The organism is Sphingomonas paludis, assembly GCF_053502515.1.
Genome location: NZ_CP187558.1, coordinates 2,918,525 through 2,937,426 on the forward strand (window position 1 = coordinate 2,918,525; position 18,902 = coordinate 2,937,426).

At 67.3% G+C, this 18,902-nt stretch carries 19 protein-coding genes; 13 read left to right on the top strand and 6 right to left on the bottom strand.

The window, feature by feature from the left end; all coding sequences use genetic code 11:
* The first annotated feature begins 59 nt into the window (after positions 1 to 59).
* A complete protein-coding gene (gene glmM / locus ACPVPU_RS14175; protein ID WP_448658610.1) occupies positions 60 to 1,403 on the top strand; it encodes a phosphoglucosamine mutase in 1,344 nt (447 codons plus the stop codon).
* Positions 1,404 to 1,578: 175 nt separating this feature from the next.
* On the opposite strand, the gene ACPVPU_RS14180 is transcribed toward glmM, so the two are convergent.
* Positions 1,579 to 1,890, bottom strand: coding sequence for a GIY-YIG nuclease family protein (locus ACPVPU_RS14180; RefSeq protein ID WP_448658611.1), 312 nt, complete (start codon positions 1,888 to 1,890; stop codon positions 1,579 to 1,581).
* Positions 1,891 to 2,073: 183 nt separating this feature from the next.
* Between ACPVPU_RS14180 and ACPVPU_RS14185 the strand changes: the two genes are divergently transcribed.
* Both ACPVPU_RS14185 and ACPVPU_RS14190 read left to right on the top strand, forming a co-directional pair.
* Positions 2,074 to 2,298, top strand: coding sequence for a DUF1272 domain-containing protein (locus tag ACPVPU_RS14185; RefSeq protein WP_448658612.1), 225 nt, complete (start codon positions 2,074 to 2,076; stop codon positions 2,296 to 2,298).
* Positions 2,299 to 2,366: 68 nt separating this feature from the next.
* Entirely contained in the window at positions 2,367 to 3,245 is an 879-nt protein-coding gene (locus tag ACPVPU_RS14190) for an aspartyl protease family protein (protein ID WP_448658613.1), read from the top strand.
* A gap of 28 nt (positions 3,246 to 3,273) precedes the next feature.
* Here the strand turns inward: ACPVPU_RS14190 and ACPVPU_RS14195 are convergent, their stop codons facing one another.
* Positions 3,274 to 4,197, bottom strand: a complete 924-nt coding sequence (locus ACPVPU_RS14195) for a hypothetical protein (RefSeq protein WP_448658615.1) — start codon at positions 4,195 to 4,197, stop codon at positions 3,274 to 3,276.
* Positions 4,198 to 4,452: 255 nt separating this feature from the next.
* Here ACPVPU_RS14195 and thiD point away from each other — a divergent pair, with 255 nt between their 5' ends.
* The 5 genes from thiD (at position 4,453) to folP (ending at position 9,794) form a co-directional block, all read left to right on the top strand.
* A complete protein-coding gene (thiD, locus tag ACPVPU_RS14200) occupies positions 4,453 to 5,622 on the top strand; it encodes a bifunctional hydroxymethylpyrimidine kinase/phosphomethylpyrimidine kinase (protein WP_448658616.1) in 1,170 nt (389 codons plus the stop codon).
* The gene (locus tag ACPVPU_RS14205) at positions 5,619 to 6,173 is read left to right on the top strand and encodes a ribonuclease HII (protein ID WP_448658617.1); all 555 of its coding nucleotides are present in this window, start codon (positions 5,619 to 5,621) and stop codon (positions 6,171 to 6,173) included. Before thiD ends, ACPVPU_RS14205 begins: the two co-directional genes overlap by 4 nt.
* A 353-nt stretch (positions 6,174 to 6,526) precedes the next feature.
* Complete coding sequence (locus tag ACPVPU_RS14210; protein WP_448658618.1) at positions 6,527 to 7,657, top strand: DNA methyltransferase; 1,131 nt, start codon at positions 6,527 to 6,529, stop codon at positions 7,655 to 7,657.
* 158 nt (positions 7,658 to 7,815) lie between these two features.
* Entirely contained in the window at positions 7,816 to 8,589 is a 774-nt protein-coding gene (locus ACPVPU_RS14215) for an outer membrane protein (protein WP_448658619.1), read from the top strand.
* 80 nt (positions 8,590 to 8,669) lie between these two features.
* Positions 8,670 to 9,794 (top strand): dihydropteroate synthase, encoded by a 1,125-nt coding sequence (folP, locus tag ACPVPU_RS14220; protein WP_448658620.1) that lies wholly within the window; start codon positions 8,670 to 8,672, stop codon positions 9,792 to 9,794.
* Here the strand turns inward: folP and ACPVPU_RS14225 are convergent.
* Together ACPVPU_RS14225 and ACPVPU_RS14230 are read right to left on the bottom strand one after the other, a co-directional pair.
* Complete coding sequence (locus ACPVPU_RS14225) at positions 9,767 to 10,438, bottom strand: glutathione S-transferase family protein (protein WP_448658621.1); 672 nt, start codon at positions 10,436 to 10,438, stop codon at positions 9,767 to 9,769. The two genes, folP and ACPVPU_RS14225, sit on opposite strands and share 28 nt — an antisense overlap.
* A 43-nt stretch (positions 10,439 to 10,481) precedes the next feature.
* Positions 10,482 to 11,282, bottom strand: coding sequence for a LytTR family DNA-binding domain-containing protein (locus ACPVPU_RS14230; RefSeq protein WP_448658622.1), 801 nt, complete (start codon positions 11,280 to 11,282; stop codon positions 10,482 to 10,484).
* Between the two features lie 154 nt (positions 11,283 to 11,436).
* Between ACPVPU_RS14230 and ACPVPU_RS14235 the strand changes: the two genes are divergently transcribed.
* Entirely contained in the window at positions 11,437 to 11,988 is a 552-nt protein-coding gene (locus ACPVPU_RS14235; protein WP_448658623.1) for a DUF2306 domain-containing protein, read from the top strand.
* Between the two features lie 59 nt (positions 11,989 to 12,047).
* Positions 12,048 to 13,385 (top strand): ABC1 kinase family protein, encoded by a 1,338-nt coding sequence (locus ACPVPU_RS14240; RefSeq protein WP_448658624.1) that lies wholly within the window; start codon positions 12,048 to 12,050, stop codon positions 13,383 to 13,385.
* A 96-nt stretch (positions 13,386 to 13,481) separates the two neighbouring features.
* Here the strand turns inward: ACPVPU_RS14240 and ACPVPU_RS14245 are convergent, their stop codons facing one another.
* Together ACPVPU_RS14245 and ACPVPU_RS14250 are read right to left on the bottom strand one after the other, a co-directional pair.
* Entirely contained in the window at positions 13,482 to 15,524 is a 2,043-nt protein-coding gene (locus tag ACPVPU_RS14245; RefSeq protein ID WP_448658625.1) for a S9 family peptidase, read from the bottom strand.
* Between the two features lie 100 nt (positions 15,525 to 15,624).
* Positions 15,625 to 17,052 (bottom strand): sigma-54-dependent transcriptional regulator, encoded by a 1,428-nt coding sequence (locus tag ACPVPU_RS14250; RefSeq protein ID WP_448658626.1) that lies wholly within the window; start codon positions 17,050 to 17,052, stop codon positions 15,625 to 15,627.
* 196 nt (positions 17,053 to 17,248) lie between these two features.
* On the opposite strand from ACPVPU_RS14250, the gene ACPVPU_RS14255 reads away from it, so the two are divergent.
* From ACPVPU_RS14255 to ACPVPU_RS14265, 3 genes are read left to right on the top strand one after another with little or no spacing between them, the layout of a single operon-like run.
* Positions 17,249 to 17,377 carry an aa3-type cytochrome c oxidase subunit IV gene (locus tag ACPVPU_RS14255; RefSeq protein ID WP_448658627.1) on the top strand — a complete coding sequence of 43 codons (129 nt, stop codon included), beginning with the start codon at positions 17,249 to 17,251 and terminating at the stop codon, positions 17,375 to 17,377.
* A gap of 5 nt (positions 17,378 to 17,382) precedes the next feature.
* Positions 17,383 to 18,504, top strand: a complete 1,122-nt coding sequence (locus tag ACPVPU_RS14260; protein WP_448658628.1) for an NAD(P) transhydrogenase subunit alpha — start codon at positions 17,383 to 17,385, stop codon at positions 18,502 to 18,504.
* Positions 18,501 to 18,899 (top strand): hypothetical protein, encoded by a 399-nt coding sequence (locus ACPVPU_RS14265; RefSeq protein ID WP_448658630.1) that lies wholly within the window; start codon positions 18,501 to 18,503, stop codon positions 18,897 to 18,899. The genes ACPVPU_RS14260 and ACPVPU_RS14265 overlap by 4 nt, the downstream gene beginning before the upstream one ends.
* The last annotated feature ends 3 nt before the right edge of the window (positions 18,900 to 18,902 follow it).

Sequence of the window (18,902 nt, forward strand, 5' to 3'; positions counted from 1 at the left end):
CGTTCATCGCGCTATGACGCACCGCAACGCATGGCGGCAAGGTGGAGCAGGCTCGCGCGATGGCAAGGAAATATTTCGGCACCGACGGCATCCGGGGCGCGACCAATGCCGGCGCGATGACCGCGCGCATGGCGATGCAGGTCGGCATGGCGGCGGGCGCGCATTTCCGCCGCGGCGATCACCGCCACCGCGTCGTCATCGGCAAGGACACGCGCCTGTCCGGCTATATGCTCGAAAGCGCGCTGGTCGCGGGCTTCACCAGCGTCGGCACCGATGTCGTGATGGTCGGCCCGATGCCCACGCCCGCCGTCGCCATGCTCACCCGCTCGATGCGCGCCGACATGGGCGTCATGCTCTCGGCCAGCCACAACCCCTATGCCGATAACGGCATCAAGCTGTTCGGCCCCGACGGCTACAAGCTGTCCGACGCGGACGAGGCGGCAATCGAGGCGCTGATCGACAGCGACGTGCCGCTTTCTCCTTCCGGCGATATTGGTCGTGCCCGCCGGATCGAGGATGCGCGCGGCCGCTATATCCACTTCGCCAAATCGACCTTTCCCGACGACCTGCGGCTGGATGGCATGAAGATCGTCGTCGATTGCGCCAATGGTGCGGCCTATCAGGTCGCGCCCTCGGCCCTGTGGGAACTGGGCGCTGAAATCGTCGCTATCGGCGTCAATCCCAATGGCAAGAACATCAACGACCGCATCGGCTCCACCCATCCCGAAACCATGTGCGAAACCGTCGTCGCATCCGGCGCGGACATCGGCATCGCGCTCGACGGCGATGCCGACCGGCTGATCGTCTGCGACGAACAGGGTCGCGTGGTCGACGGCGATCAGCTGATGGCGACCATCGCCGGCGGCTGGTCGGACAGCGGGCGGCTGACCCGAGCGGGCCTGGTGGCGACCGTGATGTCGAACCTCGGCCTGGAACGCCACCTCGCCACCCTCGGGCTCGACCTGATCCGCACCGGAGTCGGCGACCGCTATGTGCTGGAGGCGATGCGGGCGCAGGGATACAATGTCGGCGGCGAACAGTCGGGCCACATCATCCTGTCGGATTATGCCACCACCGGCGACGGCCTGGTCGCAGCGCTTCAGGTGCTGGCCGAGGTCAAGCGCGCCGGCGCGCCCGCCAGCGAAGTGCTCCACCGCTTCGACCCCGTGCCGCAGCTTCTGAAGAATGTCCGCTTCGCCGGCGGCAAGCCGCTCGAAGCGACCAGCGTCCAGGACGTCATCGCCGCCGCAGAGGCCGAACTGAACGGCACCGGCCGCCTCGTGATCCGCCCGTCGGGCACCGAACCGGTGATCCGGGTAATGGCGGAGGGCGACGACGCAGCGCAGGTGGAAGCGGTAGTCGACCGCATCTGCGACGCGGTAAGGGCGGCGGCGGCGGCTTAACACCCTCCGTCACCCCGGCCCTGTGCCGGGGTCCAGCGGTCAGCACGCGATCCCGCTCGAGCTGTCGCCCAGCAGCACCCTGGATGCCGCAACAAGTCCGGCATGACGGGTTATCCAGAAGCCAGCGCAATACGCCGTCACCCCGGCCTCTTGCCGGGGTCCAGACCTCGGCGCGCTACTCCCTCAGAGGCGGCAGCCCAAGGCCAACCGCCAGGTCGTTCCATTCCGGGTTCATCCGCTCGATCAAATTGCGCTTCCACTCCCGCCGATACCGCTTCACCTGCTTCTCGCGCGCGATGGCGGCCTCCATCGTCTCTGCCGTCTCGAAATATACCAAGCGCTTCACACCATAACGCTCGGTGAAACCGCCCGTTATCCCCTCCCGATGCTGGATCACCCGCCCGATCAAGTCGGACGTCACGCCCACATACAGCGCTCCATAATAACCACTGGCCAGGATATAGACACAGGGCATCCGCTCCCTCATGCCCGCACCCTGCCGCCCGCTGGACCCCGGCACAAGGCCGGGGTGACGATAGATGAATGTTACTCACCCGTCATGCCGGACTTGTTCCGGCATCCAGCGTGCCGCGACGGAAACCCTCACCGGAACGTCCACCCTAGCCCCCCAGCCCTTCCCCTCCCCTCGCCCAACCGCTAACCCGCCCCCATGCTCGCCATGCACCCCGATTGCGAACGCTGCGGCACGGACCTTCCCGCCGCCCGCCCCGGCGCATTCATCTGCTCCTTCGAATGCACCTTCTGCACCGAATGCGCCGAAGCATTGGACGATCGCTGCCCCAATTGCGGCGGCGAGCTGATGGACCGGCCAACCCGGACCGGCGACGCGCTGAGGCGCCATCCGGCCTCCACCGAGCGCCGACACCGCAGCTGATCCTGCCGCCATTGCGCCGCGGCGTCCGATGTGTATTACTACACTAACTCACACCGGGCGGAGGATGAATGTTCGGCACCCTGATCCTGATCGGCGCAGCACTCGCCGCCCATGCCCCCGTTCAGGATGAGCCAGCCGCCCCGCCCCCAGCCTGTGCCCTGGCCCACACCGCCGATCCGCTGGTCAGCGTGCCCTTCCGTGTCGTCGATGGCCGCATCTACGTCGCTGCCATGGTCAACGGCACCGGCCCCCACAATTTCGCAGTCGATACCGGGGCCAGCGGCATGGGCCGCGCCGATGCCGCGCTGGTCCGCACGCTCGGCCTTTCCGTCACCGGCTCCGGCCGGTCGTCCGACGGCGTCACCACGGCAGACGTCGATACCGTCCGCCTAGCCTCGGTCGAGCTTGGCGGCCTTGTCCGCCGCGACCTGGAGGTCATCACCCGCGACTATGCCAGTCGGACGAGCGCCGACGCCGCCTTTGCCGGCATCCTTGGGCGCGGCTTCTTCGACGACGGGCTGCTCGTCATCGACTATCCCGCCCGCCGCCTCACCTTCACCCGCGCCGTCTCGCTGACCGGCGAGGGGCCTGGCATACTGTCCTATGAACGCGCTTTCCGCGTGCCCGTCCGCATCGGCGACACCGTGGTGGAGGGCAATTTGGATACCGGCGCCAACGTCGCCTTCGTCCTGCCACAGCCGCTGTTCGACCGGATCGACGGCAGTGCAGTGACGGCGGCTGGCGAGGGGCGGCTGACCAACGGGTCGATCAGCACCGGCCGCGCCGTCATGAAAGGCCCCTTCCGCATCGGCGCCGCCACCCTGTCCGATGTCGAGGTTCGCGTGTCGGATCGCTTCCCCGAACTGCTCGTCGGCGCCCACGCGCTTCAGCACTTCACCCTGCTGATCGACCAGCGCACCCGCCGCGTCGCCCTCTGCCCGGCGTAACCCCGCCGGGTAGCGCCCGCCCCGCCGGTCAGCTCCGGGGCGGGCACATCAGCGTCACGGTGCCTGCGGCAAAGTCATAGTCGATCGACGCGCAATGCCCGATCGTATCCATGCCGATATACAGCCGCTGATTGGGCACCTTGCGCTTTCTGTCGGCGGTGACGACGATCTCGTTGGGGTCCGGCTCAGGCGCTGCACCCTCGGCGATTCGGCTGGCATTGCCCATGTCCGACACGCGCACCGCCAGATTGCGGATCTCCAGCTCGCCCAGCATCAGCGGGCGTTGCAGCTTCAGCGACCGGACCGGGCGCGACACGCCGTACAGGATCGGTGCGGCAAGCGCCTCGCCCTCGAAATACCCGCCATGCGCGTCGGCGATCCACTGGCCGCCCGTCGCGGAGACCAGGCTTTCGGCCCGGTCGATGCTGAACGCGGCATAGACCGGGCGGCCGCCCACATCGATGCGGACGCTGGTCTGGCTGTCCCCCATCTTGCGATCGAGCGGAAAGGAGATCGCCCGGTCGCCCGGCTGCGGGCCGCGCAGGATGAATTTCGTCCTGCCGAACGGAAATGTCTCCGGCCCGGCGATCCCGTCCGCCCCCGCCACCAACTGCCGCTGGCTGAACGCGGTGCGGACCCGGAACGATGCCTTCCCCTCGCCATAGCGGACATTGTCCGTGCGAAAGCCGATCTGCTCCGGCCCGATGATGTAGACATAGCCGATCAGGCTGGGTTTCAGCCCGATGCGCTCCGCCGTGTCGGCATTGACGGTGGGTACCGAAATCGCCTCCGGCACCATCCGAAACCGCACCGGCTGGCCATTGACCGTCATCTCGACTGTCTCGCCGCTGCGCACCTCGATGGTCCGCCCCGGTGCTTCCCGGCCAGTCGCGGCCATCGAAATACCGGCGGAGACAAGAGCGGCGACCGAGATACAGGCACGCAGGTTCATCGGGACACTCATCGATGGCAGGACGACGCGACCAAGACTATCGCGACGCCCCGTCGATGCAAGCGCGGACCGCCCATCAACCGCCCGCTCACCCTTTCCTACCCCCGCCCCGATATGCCATGGCTTGGCGATGATCTCCTCCCCGCCTTGCCCACCCCGCGCGCCTGTCGGTCGCGTCGCATCCCTGTCGCGTCACCGTCGCGTCCCCGGCGCGTCGCCCGCAAAACCCTTTCATTTCGTCAAAACCGTCAATCGATGAGCATCCCCCGCATCCTCATCATCGCCGGGTCCGACAGCGGCGGCGGCGCGGGTATTCAGGCGGATATCAAGACCGTCACGATGCTGGGCGGCCATGCCATGACCGCGATCACCGCGATCACGGCCCAGAACACTTTGGGCGTCGATGCCGTCCACCCCGTCCCCACCGACATGGTGCTGGCGCAGATCGACAGCGTGGTGCGCGATATCGGCGTCGATGCGGTCAAGATCGGCATGATCGGCTCGGCCCGCACCGCGCTGGCCGTCGCCGACCGGCTGGCGGAACTGCGCGGCATCCCCATCGTGTTCGATCCGGTGATGGTCGCCACCAGCGGCGCGGCGCTGGCCAATGATGCCACCATCGGCGCGTTCGAGCGGCTGATGCGGGTCGCCAGCGTCACCACGCCCAACCTGCCTGAACTGACCGCGCTCGGCGGCGATGCGGCGGCGCTGGTCACGGCACACGGCACGGCGGTGCTGGTCAAGGGCGGGCATGGCGACGATCCCATCGTCACCGATCGCCTCTATCAGCCCGCCGGCGACGGCCCGCCCGAAATCGCGTTTCAGGCCCCGCGCATCGACAGCAGCGCCACCCACGGCACCGGCTGCACCCTGTCCAGCGCGCTCGCCACGGAACTGGCCAAGGACTGGGACCTGCCCCGCGCGGTCGAGCGGGCGCGGCTGTTCGTCCGCCTCGCCATGCTGGATGCGCCGGACCTTGGCGGCGGCAACGGGCCGATGGGCCATGCCAACGTCCGGCTGGATCTGCCCGCCAGCCCCTATGCCCCCGCGTTCAACCAGGTGACGGTGCCCGCAGAGGACATCGCCGCCAGCGAGCATTTCTATCGCCTGCTGGGCCTCACCCAGATCGTCTCGACCCCCGGCAAATATGCCCGCTTCGAAAGCGAATGCGGGGCCACCTTCTCGCTCGAACGCCCGGAAAAGATGGGCGCGCGCGCCGTCGTCTATTTCGAATGTGCCGATCTCGACCTGACCGTCTCCTATCTGCAATCGCAGGGGATTTCGGTGGCGCAACAGCCGGTGGACGAACGCTGGGGCTGGCGAGAGGCGCGGCTGACCGACCCGTCGGGCAATCCCGTCTGCCTGTATCAGGCGGGCGAGATGCGCCGCTTCCCCCCCTGGCGGCTGGAATCAGCGCCCGAATGATCGCCGGTGTTGACGAGGCTGGGCGCGGGCCGCTGGCGGGACCCGTGGTGGCGGCGGCGGTCATCCTGTGCCCTGACGGCATCCCCGGGCTGGACGACAGCAAGAAACTGACCGAGCGTCGCCGCGAGGCGCTGTTCGCGCTGATCCTCGCGCATTGCACCGTCGGCATCGGCGTCGCGCAGGTGGAGGAGATCGACCGGCTCAACATCCTCTGGGCGACGATGCTGGCCATGGAGCGCGCGGTCGAGGGGCTTGGCCGCGACCCGGCGGAGGTGCTGGTTGACGGCAATCGCTGCCCGAACTGGCGCTGGCGCTCGCGCTGGATCGTCGGCGGCGACGCCATCGAACCCTGCATCTCGGCCGCCAGCATCGTCGCCAAGGTCACCCGCGACCGGATGATGCGCGAAGCGGACGCAGCGCATCCCGGCTATGGCTGGGCCAGCAACAAGGGCTATGGCAGCGCAGCACACCTGACCGCGCTGCGCACCCTCGGCCCCACCCCCCTCCACCGCCGCAGCTTCGCTCCCGTCGCGCAGGCGGTCCTGCTGTGATGGACCCGAACACCCTCACCTTTCCCACCGCTTCGCGGCGGGCCCCTTCCCTCTCCCATTGGGAGAGGGAGGGAGGCGCAACGCGCCGGAAGGGTGAGGGCCTTTCCCTAAGCCCTCCCCTTCAGGGGAGGGGTCGGGGTGGGGGCGGCAAAGGACGCCCGGATCGATGAGTCCTTTTCGCCACACCCCAACCCCTAGGGGCTGTGGATAACCGCCGGACTCAACATCTGCCCCCGCCCCCGGAATGTTCCGGAAGTTAACGGAATCCCAAGGATTTTCGTTAACCATTGTTTGCTTGACGGGAGTCCCGCCTTTCGCCTTTTTGGCCGCGGGGTCGTTAACCGGGGTTGGTCATGGGTGTTCTGGAAAAGGTCAAGCGCGGCCAGCGCGCAGCGGTAACGGTACCCGTCCGGCTGCCGCTGGACGAAATCCTGATGGACGATTGCGTGGCCGCGATGCAGTCGCTGCCCGACGCATCGATCGACATGATCTTTGCCGATCCGCCCTATAACCTTCAGCTCGGCGGCGACCTGCACCGCCCGGACGGCAGCCATGTCGATGCGGTGACGCAGGACTGGGACAAGTTTGCCAGCCTGGCCGCCTATGACCGCTTTACCGAGGCATGGATGAGCGAGGCGCGCCGCATCCTGAAACCGGGTGGCTCCATCTGGGTGATCGGCAGCTATCACAACATCTTCCGCGTCGGCTATGTGCTCCAGAACCAGGGCTTCTGGATCCTCAACGACATCGTCTGGCGGAAAGCCAACCCGATGCCCAATTTCAAGGGCACGCGCTTTACCAACGCCCATGAAACGCTGATCTGGGCGTCGATGGGGGAAAAGGCGAAATACACCTTCAACTACAAGACGATGAAGACCCTGAACGACGAACTGCAGATGCGGTCCGACTGGGAATTCCCCATCTGCGGCGGTCAGGAACGGCTGAAGGACGATAGCGGGCACAAGGTCCATCCGACCCAAAAGCCGGAGGCGCTGCTCTATCGCATCATGCTGGCCAGCACCCAGCCGGGCGATGTCGTGCTCGATCCCTTTTTCGGCACTGGCACCACGGGCGCGGTCGCCCGCCGCCTGGGCCGCAAGTTCATCGGTATCGAACGCGACGCGACCTATGTCGCGGCGGCACAGGCGCGCATCGATGCCGCCCTGCCGCTGGACGAAAGCGCGCTTCGATCGATGAAGTCGGCGGAGAAGCCGCCGCGCGTCGCATTCGGCCTGCTCGTCGAAAACGGCATGCTGACGCCGGGTCAGGTGCTGACCGATGCAAAACGCCGCTGGCGGGCCACCATCCTGGCCGATGGATCGATTTGCTGTGGCGATCATTCCGGTTCGATCCACAAGGTCGGATCGCTGGTTCAGGATGCGCCGGCCTGTAACGGCTGGACCTTCTGGCACACCGAAACCGCGACCGGTCTGCGGCCTATCGATCTGATCCGGCAGGATTATCTGCTGTCAACCCAGCCCTAGGGGCAGTGTTGCACTGCGGCAACAGTTCCGCAGTTTGCGACGAGATCAGCGACGGGATGCGCAACGATCGCGGCGCTTGCAGGTTTTGCGTCCTGACCTCGCCCGGGCATCCTCGCCCGGCGACGGGTCGGTGACAGATTAACGCAAGAGGACCCTATATGCGCATTTTGATGTTGGGCGCGGCCACCGCCGCCCTGTTTTCGGCCATGCCCGCTGCGGCTCAGGTCTATGTCGGTGTGCGCGGCGGTGCCACGCTGGACCAGAGCTCGACCAATCAGGGCCAGACGACCGCGACCATCCCCGCCACCACCGATTTCGGCGCGATCCCGGCCGGCACCTCGCTGGGTTGGGAAACCGACTTCGAAACCGGCTATGACGTGTCGGGCCAGATCGGCTACCGCTTCGCCGACGGCCTGCGGGTCGAGATCGAGGGCGGCTATTCGGACAGCAAGGTCGACAGCCACCGCAACCTGGCCGTCGGCGGTGCGGTGATCGACGCGGTCGACGTCGCCGTCCTGACGCGCGGCGCTCCGGCCGCCACCAACCCGACCGTCGGCGCGGTGCTCTCGACCGATCCGGGCAGCGTGAAGACGATCTACGGCTTCGGCAACGTCTTCTACGACATCAACAGCCAGGGCCGGTTCCAGCCCTATTTCGGCTTGGGTCTGGGCGCGGTTCGCGTCGATGTCGACTACAGCCCGTCGGGCGTTGCGGTCGTCAACGACAAGCAGACCCGCTTCGCCTATCAGCTGATGGGCGGCGCGACCTACAAGCTGTCCGACAATTTCGAGGTGTTCGCCCAGTACACCTGGCGCGCGACGCCGGACCGGGCGGAAACCGACGTGTCCCTGTTGCCTGCGCGACTGGGCGTGGAATCGCGCCAGTCGATCGTCGGCGGCGGCGTCCGTGTCGCCTTTGGCGGCGGCAACTAATGCGCTTTCGGGGCGGGCCTTCGGGTCCGCCCCGTTTTTTTCGGGTGCCGCATCCGCGACCCTTGGGTTAAGGGTCGGGCATGGAAATGCCGGCATTCGCCGCCTCTGCGCGGCTGTACCTTCGCCCCACCGCCTTTATCGACAGCCCGATCGGCCTCGACGGCCAGGTCGCCCGGCTGGCCGGAGGCATGTCTTGGTTCGCCGCCTATGAACTGATCGCGGTCGAAGGCACGCGCCGCACCGCACAGGCACTGATCCCCGTCGAACGGCTGCCCGCCCTGATCGCCGGGCTGCCCGAAGTTCAGGCCGCGCATCTGCGCACGCTTGCCGCCACGATCAGCGCGCCGCGCCCGGTGATCCGCGCCGGCGAACGCACCCTCCGCCTCGACCAGCCGCTCGTCGCTGGCATCCTGAACGCCACGCCGGATAGTTTTTCCGACGGCGGCCGACACGGCGACGATCCGCTCGCCATCGCCCAGGCCGGATACGACCTTAGCGCCGCCGGGGCCGCGCTGATTGATGTCGGCGGCGAATCCACCCGGCCCGGTGCACCGACGGTATGGGAGGGGGATGAGATCAAGCGGGTGATCCCCGTCATCGAACGGCTGGCTGCGTCCGGCGTCGCCATCTCCATCGACACGCGCAAGGCCGCCGTCATGGAGGCCGCGCTGGCCGCCGGGGCGCACATCGTCAACGACGTCGCCGCCCTCGCCTTTGACGAGCGCGCGGTGGAGGTGGTGGCGACGGCCGGATGCCCGGTCATCCTGATGCACTCGCCCGATCCGGCGAATGGCCCACATGGCGGCACCGGCCATGCCGATCCGCTGATCGAGGTCTATGACTGGCTGGCCGCGCGGATCGCTGCGGTCACGGCGCGCGGCATTCAGCGGTCGAACATCGTGATCGATCCCGGCATCGGCTTCGGCAAGTCGCTGACCGACAATCTGGCGCTCCTGAACGGCCTGACCCTGTTCCACGGGCTCGGCTGCCCGGTGATGCTGGGGGCCAGCCGCAAACGGATGATCGGCGCGCTGGATAACGAGGCACCGGTCGACCGTCGGCTCGGCGGCTCGGTTGCGCTAGCGATCCGTGGGGCAGAGGCGGGCTGCCAGCTCCTTCGCGTCCACGACGTCGCCGAAACGGTGCAGGCCATCCGCGTGTGGCGCGGGTGCAAGGATCAGGCGCTGGTCGGCCGCCCGGGCTGACCCTCGCCGGCCTCGAACAAGGCGCGCTGAGCGGCAAATGCACGCTGGAAAGCGGGCCGCGCCTCACCGCGTGCGACATACTCCGCCAGAACCGGGAACGCAGCGAGCAGGCCATCCCCCTGCAGCCGCCGCAGAACGGCGATCATCATCAGATCGCCTGCGCTGAACGGACCGTCCAGCCACTCGCCGTCCCCCAGCCGGTCGGCAAGGGCGCCAAGCCGCAGCCGCACCCGGTCGTCCAGCATCGGCTGGCGTTCGGCATGCCACGGCGCATGGCGCTCCAGCATCATCGCCAGGTCCCGCTCGACGATAGGCGGCTCGACCGTGTTCAACGCCGCGATCATCCATGCGATTGCCCGGGCGCGGGCATCGCCCTCGCTCGGCAGCAATCCCGGATGATGGCTGGCGATATGCAGCACGATCGCGCCCGATTCGAACAGGATCAGCCCATCCTGCTCAAGCGTCGGGATCTGCCCAAAGGGGTTCCGCGCCAGATGCGGGCCATGCTTCAGCTCGGCAAAGGATAGAGGCCGCACCTGATAGGAAAGGCCAGCCTCTTCCAGTGCCCAGCGCACCGGCATGTCGCGGGCCAGGCCCCGGCCCCGGTCGGGTGATGCGGCGAACACCGTCAGGATGATCGTCATTCCACTGCTCCCTGCGGCGGGCGACTGACCAGACGCCCAGTGATTACCACCAGCCCGCTGCCTCGAGCTCGGCTGCCTTGCCCCGCGCGACCGGCGCTTCCAGCCCGCCGGTCAGGATCAGGCGCAAATTGCGCCCGTCGCGTCGCACCCCCGTCACCGCCGCCCGCGCCACCCACCAGCTGCGATGCACCTGTGCGCCGTCCAGCCGGTCCAGTTCGGCCACGGCGTCGCGCATCCGCATCAGGATCAGGTCGCTGCCGGTCGTCGTGTGCGCACGGACATAATGATCCTCCATTTCCAGCGCGATCAGCACGCGCCCCAGTCGCGGCGGCAACCGGTCGAGAAACGGCGCAGTAGGGCCGGATGGCGGCGGCGCCGGGGACGCTGGCAAAGGCACCGCGACGGGGGATGCTTCGATGTCGACACCGGCCAGCGCCCGGCGCGCCCGCTGCTGCTGCGCGATCAGGAAAAAGATCATGGTGACGATGATACCGATCACCAGCACCTGCCCATAAAGCGCAACCGCCTGTTCCAGCGTCGGCAGGCGCACCGTCCCGCCATGCCATCCTGTCATCCAGACCACGGCGGACATCGGCACCGTGCCCACGACGCACGCGGCGATCCACATGGTCCATTCCGGCACCTGCAATCGCGGCGACAGCCAGGCGGCGATGCTGCCCGCGGGCCGATAGAACACATATCCGGCGACGATGACCCCGCACCAGTAAACCAGCCGCCAGGCAAAGGAGGCGCGAAAACTGCCGAACGGACCGATCAGCGCCATGGCGATGCCGATGACGATCAGGATGGTCAGGTCGATCAGGATCTGGCGCAGCGACGGCATGGCCCGACCATGGCTGCCATTTCACGCTTCGTGAAGGGGCAAAGCGCCGCATTTCCGCGCGATTGGCGCATGGGCTGCTCCGTCCGCGCAGCCGCGCTTGCCCGTGAAATGCCCGCTGGCAAACCGGCCCTGTCATCCAAGACGGAGCCACACCATGACGACCGCCACCGCCCTTTCCCGCTCGCCCGCCACGCCGCGTCCCGCCCGTTCCGTGGCGATGGACTATCCGCCGCTGGTCCGCTGGGGGCTGATCGCATCGGCGACGATCATCACCGTGCTGGCGCTGGCGGCGGTCGGTCGGGCAATGCTCGGCCTGGCCCCGGCCCATCCGGCGTGGAAGGAAACCGCCGTCGTGCTGCATGTCCTGACCGTGGTGCCCGCCGCGCCGCTCGGCCTTTACATCCTGATATCGCGAAAGGGCGGAAAGCTGCACAAGCTGCTCGGCCGCATCTGGGTCGGGCTGATGATCGCCACCGCCATTTCCGCCATCTTCATCCGCCACGTCAATCACGGCGATTTCAGCTTCATTCACCTGTTCGTGCCGATGACGATCATCGGTGCCGTCCGCTCGGTCCATGCCGCGCGCACCGGCCGGATCGACAAGCACCGCTTTCACCTGGCGGGCCTCTATTTCGGCGGCCTGTTCCTGGCGGGGCTGTTCAGCTTTGCCGGCGACCGGATGATGGGTGCATGGCTGTTCGGCTGATGCGGCACACGGCCTAAAGCCCATGTTGTCGGGTGTGGATCGCCCCCCATATCCGCCCCATGGCAAGCAACCCAGTCGACGAGCGCGGGCGCGCAGTCCCGCAGGGGCGGATCGCCCGCCTTTCCCGTTTCGGCGCGCTGGCGGGCGGCGTGGCGGGCGGAATGCTGGCAGAGGGGGCGCGGCAGCTGGCGGCCGGCAAGCGGCCCAGCCGCACCGACCTGCTGCTCACCCCCGCCAATGCCATGCGCGTCACCAAACAGCTCGCCCAGCTGCGCGGCGCGGCGATGAAGCTCGGCCAGCTCGTCTCGATGGATGCGGGCGATGTGCTGCCGCAGGAATTGACCGACATCCTCGCCCGGTTGCGTGCAGACGCGCAGCACATGCCGCCCGACCAGCTTCAGCGCGTGCTGGCCCAGCATTGGGGCCGGGACTGGCGCACCCGCTTCGCGCGGTTCGGCCCGCGGCCCATCGCCGCCGCCTCGATCGGTCAGGTCCACCGCGCCACCACCCGGGACGGCCGCGACCTGGCGATCAAGGTGCAATATCCCGGCGTCCGCGAAAGCATCGACAGCGATGTCGACAATGTCGCCACCCTGCTCCGCCTGACCGGCCTGCTGCCCGACACGATCGACCTCGACATGCTGCTGGCCGAGGCCAAGCGCCAGTTGCACGAGGAAGCGGACTATCTGCGCGAAGGCGAGCAGATGGAGCGGTTCCGCACGCTGCTGACCGGCGACGACCGCTATGTCGTGCCCGCGCTCGATGCCGAATTCACCGCCGACCGCGTGCTGGCGATGTCCTATGTCGAGGGCGTGCCGATCGAGCGGATGGCGGACGCGGATCAGGCGACCCGCGACCGGCTGATGACCAACCTCATCGATCTGGTCCTGCGCGAACTGTTCGAATTCGGCTGGATGCAGACCGATCCCAACTTCGCCAATTACCGGGTTCAGCCGGAAACCGGGCGGCTGGTGCTGCTGGATTTCGGCGCCGCGCGACCGGTGACGACCGCCACCGCGCTCGGCTATCACCGGATGCTGATGGCCGGGCTGGACATGGATGCCGACCGGGTGCGCGATGCGGCGCTGGCGGCGGGCTTCATGTCGCAACCGCTGGTCGAACGGCACCCCGAAACCGTCCGCCAGATGATCGGCGCGGTGATGGGCGAACTCGGTCGGGACGGCCCGTTCGACTTCGCTGACCGCGCTGTCGTCCATGCGCTGCGCGAACAGGGGATGGCCGTCGCCGCCGACCGCGCCGTCTGGCACCTGCCGCCCATCGAAACCCTGTTCGCCCAGCGCAAGATCAGCGGCACCGCCCTGCTCGCCGCCCGGCTAAAGGCGCGGGTGGACGTCAAATCCATGGTCGCCGCCTGGCGCGACCGGGTGCCGGGTTAGCCAACCCCATGTTCCCGCGAAAGCGGGAACCCAGAGCAACGGAAGACGGCCGATGCGGCACTGGGCTCCTGCTTTCGCAGGAGCACAACCCGCCTGTCACACCCCGCCATGCGCCTTGAACCAGGCGAGCCAGCGCTCCATCCGGTCCTTCTGGAAACTCGGCCGGGTCAGCCCGTGAAACTGGCCGGGATAGACGACCAGCTGCGTTTCGACCTTCTGGCTCTTCAATGCCTGATACATCTGCTCGCTGTTCAGCGCAGGCACGTTCAGGTCCTTTTCGCCGACCATGAACAGGGTCGGCGTCTTGATCCGGTCGACCTTGTAGAACGGATAGCTGATCTTCAGCCACGTCTCCAGATTGGCCCAGGGGACGCCCAGTTCCATCTCGTAATCGCGGATATACTGGTCGGTCCCGTATCCGGCCAGGACGTTGGCGATGCCGGCCCCGCTGACCGCCGCCTTGAACCGGGTGTCGCTGGCGATGACGTAATTGGTCAGCATCCCGCCATAGGACCATCCGCCGATATACAGCCGCTGGGGATCGGCGATGCCGCGTTTCACTGCGTCGTCCACCCCGGCCAGCGCGTCGGGCACGGCGGGTCCGCCCCAATCGGCATAGAGCGCGGCGGCGAAATCCTGGCCCCGCCCGGTGCTGCCGCGCGGGTTGGTCGAAACGATCGCATATCCGGCACCCGCCAGCACCTGCCAGCCGATATCGAATCCTGCATCAAACTGCGCCTGCGGCCCGCCATGATTGTACAGGATCGTCGGCAGGCGGCGGCCCTTCACCGCGTCGGGCGGGGTGATCAGGAACCCGTGCACCTCGGTCCCGTCGGCAGAGGCAAAGCGGGTCGGCTCCACCTTGGCCAGCTTCACCGATTTCAGCCACGCCTCGTTGTGGCGGGTCAGCTGGCGGGGCTTGCCGCCCTCGATGGCGAACACCTCGTCCGGCAGGGCGGGATTGGAATGCAGCGCCACCAGCGCGCCCGACGGTCCGGTGTCCATCCCGCCAAAGGTGCCCGTCACCCGCGCCACGTCGCGCACCTCGCCGCCGGCCGGGGCAACCTCGCCGATGCGGACATTGCCGTCATCCTCGATCAGAAACCGGATCGCGCCGCCATCCTCGGTCCATAGCGGCCGGGTGACGTTGCGATCCAGCGCCGGGGTCAACACCCGCGCCGCGCCCCCTGCCGACGGCACCACCGCCAGCACCTGCACCCCGTAACCGATCAGCTTGACCGGACCGCCCTGGATATAGGCGATAGATTGCCCGTCCGGGCTCCACGCCGGATAGCTGTCGCCGCCGACATCGACGTCCGCACCCTCGAAAATGGTTAGCGCCTTTGGCTCGGCGGGCTTGTCAGCCACGGTCACCACGAACAGGTTGCTGTCGTAATTGCGATCGGGATCGGCCGACCGGTTGGAGGCAAAGGCGATGCGCTTGCCGTCGGGCGACCATGCGGGCAGGCTTTCGTCGAAATCGCCGGTAGTCAGCCGCCGCGCCGTCCGCGTCGCCAGGTCGTACAGCCACAATCGCTGGCGCTGCTGGTTCAGATAGCCCTGATAATCCTGCTTGAACTGGAACCGGTCGATGACGATCGGCTTGGGCCGGTCCTTGGCCTTTCCGTCGGCCTTCTCCGCCGTCTTGCCGTCCTTTTCCTCCGCCTCCGGTTCCGGATCGGTCACGATCAGCGCCAGTTGCCGGCCATCGGGCGACCAGGCGAAATCGTCGACCGACCCCTTGATGCCGGGCAGCTTCTCGCCCTCCCCGCCCGCGCGCGGCATCAGCCACAGCGCGTCGCCCTCCTTGTCGTCCTCGGCCGCGCGGCCCGACAGGAACGCCAGATACCGGCCATCAGGGCTGAATCGCGGCGTCGATTCCCGCTCGCCCTTGCGGCTGGTCAGCTGCACGGTGCCGCTGCCGTCCCACCGGGTCATCCACAGATGCTTGTCGGTCTTGTCCGCATCGACATCGGTCGTCTGCACCGAATAGGCGACCCATTGCCCGGCGGGATCGACGTCCGGATCCTCGACGCGGGCAATGCGGGCGATGTCGTCGGGCGTCACGGCGCGCTGTGCGGCCACAGGCGTGCTCAGGATCGTGCCGGCGACCAGCAGCATCAGCAAAACAGGTTTCATCGCGGCATCTTGCTCCCCACCGGCTGGATACCGGTCGGGCCGCATTTGTCGTGCCGAACGGCCGATGGTCAAGCGGCGGCTGCGACTCCGTGCAGCGGGGTCAGGCCGCGCTCTGGTCGATCCCCAGTTCGGTCAGCTTGCGATACAGCGTCGATCGGCCGATCCCCAGCCGTCTGGCCACCTCGGTCATCCGCCCGCGATAATGGCCGATCGCCAGCCGGATCACATCCGCCTCGATCTCCTCCAGCGCGCGCAGATTGCCGTCGGCGGTGAACAGCGTCACGCCGCCCGAATTGGCCGGCGTCCGCTGCCCATGGGTCATTGGCGGCCCGCCCTCGGCCAGCCGCGCCAGCTGCGGGAAGTCCGCACGGGTCAGCGCCTGGCCGTCGCACAGCACCGATGCGCGGAACAGCGTGTTCTGCAGCTGGCGGACATTGCCCGGCCAGTCATAGGTCGCGAGCAACGCGAGCGCCTCGTCGGTGATGCCCAGCGGACGCAGCCCCGGCTGTTCGGCGATCCGCGCCATCAGGTGCCGGGCCAGCGCCGGAATATCGCCCAGCCGTTCGCGAAGCGGCGGAATCGACACCTGAGCGACGTTCAACCGGTAATACAGGTCCTCGCGGAACCGCCCGGCTTCGATCTCCTCGCTCAGCGTCTTGTTGGTCGCCGCCACGACGCGCACGTCGACGGTAAAGCTGTGCCGCGCGCCCAGCGGCTGGATTTCGCCGGATTGCAGCGCGCGGAGCAGCTTGACCTGCGCCTCCAGCGGCATCTCGCCCACCTCGTCCAGGAACAGGGTGGTGCCGTCGGCCTCCTGAAACCGGCCGATCTTGCGCTCGAACGCCCCGGTGAATGCCCCCTTTTCATGGCCGAACAGCTCGCTTTCGACCAGGTTCGCGGGGATCGCGCCGCAATTGACGCGCACCATCGGCTTGCGGGCGCGGGGGCTGGCGGCATGGATGGCCTCCGCCACCACTTCCTTGCCGACGCCGCTTTCGCCCTCGATCAGCACCGCGACCCTCGCCCGGGCCGCCTTGGCCGCAATGGCCAGCGCGGTGCGGAACTGCGGGGCGGAACCCACAATCTCGTCGAACCCCAGCGGGGCGGACATTTTTTCGGTCAGCGGCCGCAACTCGCCGGCGGTGCGTTCGCCCACCGCCGCATCCAGCGCCGCCAGCAACCGGTCCGCCGCCAGCGGCTTGACCAGGAAATCGCTCGCCCCCGCCCGCATCGCCTCGACCGCGGCTGCAACCGAGCTGTTGGCGGTCATCACCAGGATCGGCAATTGCGGCCGGTTGGCGCGCAGCTCGGCGATCAGTGCGGTCGTCTCCAGCTCCTGCGCCCAGCTGTCCAGCATGATCGCATCCAGCATCATGCCGTCGGGCGTGCCCAGCATCGCCAGCGCGGTTTCATGGTCGCCGGCAAAGATCGTGCGCCATCCCCGCCGGGCCGCGATCGCCGCGATCAGCCGGCGCTGGGCCGGCTCGTCGTCGATCAGCATCAATTGGCGCTGGCCGTTGCGATTCATTGGCCCTTGGGTCCCCTCTTGTCCCGGATCAGGACGGATGAGGTATCCGAAAGGAGTAAAGCGCAGCTTAAGCGACCCGCGACGAATTGATGCTGGACGCGGCCCGATGTTCGTTTAGCGTAATGCTTGAGCAGGCGGGATGCACTCGCTAGGGACGGGGCATCATTTACCCCTGCTCGAAAGGAGAGGACCGGCCATGGCTGGCACTGGCAATAGCGGCAGCGTCGATCGGCGCACCTATGACGGCTTCATGCGGATGACCAAGATCGGCAGCGTGATCGTGGCGATCGCGGTGGCCTTCGTCCTCTGGTTGATCGCGGGCTGACGGACATGAAGATCGGCGTTCTCAAGGAAGGCGCCGATGGCGAGCGCCGGGTGGCGGCGACGCCGGAAACCGTAAAGAAATATATCGGCTTGGGCGCCAGCGTCGCTGTAGAGGCGGGCGCGGGCGCTCATGCCAGCATCGCCGATGCGGCCTATGCCGATGCGGGCGCGACCATCGGATCGCGCGCGGACGTGATCGCCGATGCCGACATTCTGCTGGGCGTGGCCGGCCCCGATCCGGCCAGCCTGACCGGCATCAAGCCCGGCGCATGGCTTGCCGCATCGCTGAACCCGTTCGGTGAGCGCGCCCGCGTCGACGCCTATGCCGCTCTGGGCATCGAGGCGCTGGCGATGGAATTCATGCCGCGCATCACCCGCGCCCAGTCGATGGATATCCTGTCGTCGCAGGCGAACCTGGCCGGATACAAGGCGGTGCTGGATGCGGCCGCCGAATATGGCCGCGCCTTCCCCATGATGATGACCGCGGCGGGCACCGTCTCCGCCGCTCGGGTGTTCGTCATGGGCGTCGGCGTGGCGGGGCTACAGGCGATCGCCACCGCCCGGCGACTGGGCGCTCAGGTCTCGGCAACCGACGTGCGCTCCGCCACCAAGGAGCAGATCCTGTCGCTGGGTGCGAAACCGATCTTCGTCGAAGCGGTAAAGGGCATCGAGGGCGAAGGCTCGGGCGGCTATGCCACCGAAATGAGCGACGAATACAAGGCGGCACAAGCGGAGTTGGTTTCCACCCACATCGCCAAGCAGGACATCGTCATCACGACGGCCCTGATCCCCGGCCGCCCCGCCCCGCGCCTTATCAGCGATGCCCAGATCGCCTCGATGCGCCCCGGCAGCGTCATCGTCGACCTGGCTGTGGAAAGCGGCGGCAATGTCGAGGGTAGCAAGGCGGGCGAAGTCGTGAACATCCACGGCGTGAAGATCGTCGGCCACAGGAACGTCCCCAGCCGCCTCGCCGCCGACGCCAGCGCCCTGTTCAGCCGCAACCTGTTCAACTTCCTCTCCGCCTTCTGGGACAAGGAAACGGGCAAGCCCGTCCTCGACGAAGAAATCGGCACCGCCATCCGCCTGACCCAGGGCGGCAAGGTCGTGAACGAGAGGCTGGTCGGGTGAGGATCGCGGTGTTGTCCGCTTTTCTTCTTTCGGGATGCGACTCAGCCATCAGCAACTTTGACCCGAAACCGGGAGCCGAGTTTCGACATTTCGCCCGCGAAGTGATGGGAAACATTGATCCGGTATGTCCGATGTCGGAGCGACCAGAAATGCTGGATAAATACGCGCCGATGAGGGAACGGCTGGAACAGCTGAAATCCAAGATAGTAGGAACGCGCCTCGCCACGGATCTTGCCGTCGCCGAAGCTGATGAGGCTTTTTTCCGTTCGATCACATTGGTCGAATGCGCGGAACCAGATGGGCCGGAGTCCGAGCGTTACCTAATGAACGTAATCAAATCGATGTCAGGCCATTTGGAAAAGATGGAAGCCATCGCCCAAAAGGGGGGAGCCTGAATT

Coding starts and splice junctions, on each gene's coding strand:
- ACPVPU_RS14245 (WP_448658625.1), bottom strand. CDS start 15,524: ATGAAACCTGTTTTGCTGATGCTGCTGGTCGCCGGCACGATCCTGAGC.
- ACPVPU_RS14255 (WP_448658627.1), top strand. CDS start 17,249: ATGGCTGGCACTGGCAATAGCGGCAGCGTCGATCGGCGCACCTATGAC.
- ACPVPU_RS14230 (WP_448658622.1), bottom strand. CDS start 11,282: ATGCCGTCGCTGCGCCAGATCCTGATCGACCTGACCATCCTGATCGTC.
- ACPVPU_RS14205 (WP_448658617.1), top strand. CDS start 5,619: ATGATCGCCGGTGTTGACGAGGCTGGGCGCGGGCCGCTGGCGGGACCC.
- ACPVPU_RS14235 (WP_448658623.1), top strand. CDS start 11,437: ATGACGACCGCCACCGCCCTTTCCCGCTCGCCCGCCACGCCGCGTCCC.
- folP (WP_448658620.1), top strand. CDS start 8,670: ATGGAAATGCCGGCATTCGCCGCCTCTGCGCGGCTGTACCTTCGCCCC.
- ACPVPU_RS14215 (WP_448658619.1), top strand. CDS start 7,816: ATGCGCATTTTGATGTTGGGCGCGGCCACCGCCGCCCTGTTTTCGGCC.
- ACPVPU_RS14210 (WP_448658618.1), top strand. CDS start 6,527: ATGGGTGTTCTGGAAAAGGTCAAGCGCGGCCAGCGCGCAGCGGTAACG.
- ACPVPU_RS14240 (WP_448658624.1), top strand. CDS start 12,048: ATGGCAAGCAACCCAGTCGACGAGCGCGGGCGCGCAGTCCCGCAGGGG.
- ACPVPU_RS14180 (WP_448658611.1), bottom strand. CDS start 1,890: ATGAGGGAGCGGATGCCCTGTGTCTATATCCTGGCCAGTGGTTATTAT.
- ACPVPU_RS14225 (WP_448658621.1), bottom strand. CDS start 10,438: ATGACGATCATCCTGACGGTGTTCGCCGCATCACCCGACCGGGGCCGG.
- ACPVPU_RS14260 (WP_448658628.1), top strand. CDS start 17,383: ATGAAGATCGGCGTTCTCAAGGAAGGCGCCGATGGCGAGCGCCGGGTG.
- ACPVPU_RS14185 (WP_448658612.1), top strand. CDS start 2,074: ATGCTCGCCATGCACCCCGATTGCGAACGCTGCGGCACGGACCTTCCC.
- glmM (WP_448658610.1), top strand. CDS start 60: ATGGCAAGGAAATATTTCGGCACCGACGGCATCCGGGGCGCGACCAAT.
- ACPVPU_RS14195 (WP_448658615.1), bottom strand. CDS start 4,197: ATGAACCTGCGTGCCTGTATCTCGGTCGCCGCTCTTGTCTCCGCCGGT.
- ACPVPU_RS14190 (WP_448658613.1), top strand. CDS start 2,367: ATGTTCGGCACCCTGATCCTGATCGGCGCAGCACTCGCCGCCCATGCC.
- ACPVPU_RS14250 (WP_448658626.1), bottom strand. CDS start 17,052: ATGAATCGCAACGGCCAGCGCCAATTGATGCTGATCGACGACGAGCCG.
- thiD (WP_448658616.1), top strand. CDS start 4,453: ATGAGCATCCCCCGCATCCTCATCATCGCCGGGTCCGACAGCGGCGGC.